The sequence below is a fragment of the Listeria immobilis genome (genome assembly GCF_014322845.1).
GTDB classification, from domain to species: Bacteria; Bacillota; Bacilli; order Lactobacillales; family Listeriaceae; genus Listeria; species Listeria immobilis.
This window is the reverse complement of record NZ_JAASUA010000029.1, coordinates 1-623: the sequence shown is the minus strand read 5'-3', so window position 1 is coordinate 623 and position 623 is coordinate 1. Positions and strand designations below refer to the sequence as shown.

Sequence of the window (623 nt, the reverse complement as noted above, 5' to 3'; positions counted from 1 at the left end):
ACACGGTAGTTAAGCTTCTCTGCGCCAATGGTAGTTGGGGGCTTCCCCCTGCGAGAGTAGGTCGCTGCCGGGCAATATTTCTGGAGGTTTAGCTCAGCTGGGAGAGCATCTGCCTTACAAGCAGAGGGTCAGCGGTTCGATCCCGTTAACCTCCATTTTTTATGCCGGCTTAGCTCAGTTGGTAGAGCAACTGATTTGTAATCAGTAGGTCGCGAGTTCGACTCTTGCAGCCGGCACCATTATTATTTTCTTTGTAATAGATATATTATTATAGAGAGCCGTTAGCTCAGTTGGTAGAGCATCTGACTTTTAATCAGAGGGTCGCTGGTTCGAACCCAGCACGGCTCACTTTTGCGGGTGTGGCGGAATTGGCAGACGCACCAGATTTAGGATCTGGCGCCGCGAGGCGTGGGGGTTCAAGTCCCTTCACCCGCACTTATATGATATGCGGAAGTAGTTCAGTGGTAGAACATCACCTTGCCAAGGTGGGGGTCGCGGGTTCGAACCCCGTCTTCCGCTCCATATTTTATAAGCAACGCCGGGGTGGCGGAACTGGCAGACGCACAGGACTTAAAATCCTGCGGATAGTGATATCCGTACCGGTTCGATTCCGGTCCTCGGCA

6 tRNA genes and 1 rRNA gene are annotated in these 623 nt (G+C 52.3%); all 7 read left to right on the top strand.

Annotation, left to right across the window (positions count from 1 at the left end):
• Positions 1-73, top strand: a 5S ribosomal RNA gene (rrf, locus tag HCJ45_RS15220); the annotation flags it as partial.
• A 9-nt stretch (positions 74-82) separates the two neighbouring features.
• Positions 83-155 (top strand) — tRNA-Val (locus HCJ45_RS14825).
• An 8-nt stretch (positions 156-163) separates the two neighbouring features.
• Positions 164-239: transfer RNA gene (locus HCJ45_RS14820), tRNA-Thr, on the top strand.
• A 36-nt stretch (positions 240-275) separates the two neighbouring features.
• Positions 276-348, top strand: a tRNA-Lys gene (locus HCJ45_RS14815).
• Positions 349-353: 5 nt separating this feature from the next.
• Positions 354-435 (top strand) — tRNA-Leu (locus tag HCJ45_RS14810).
• A 12-nt stretch (positions 436-447) separates the two neighbouring features.
• Positions 448-522: transfer RNA gene (locus HCJ45_RS14805), tRNA-Gly, on the top strand.
• 15 nt (positions 523-537) lie between these two features.
• Positions 538-623: transfer RNA gene (locus tag HCJ45_RS14800), tRNA-Leu, on the top strand.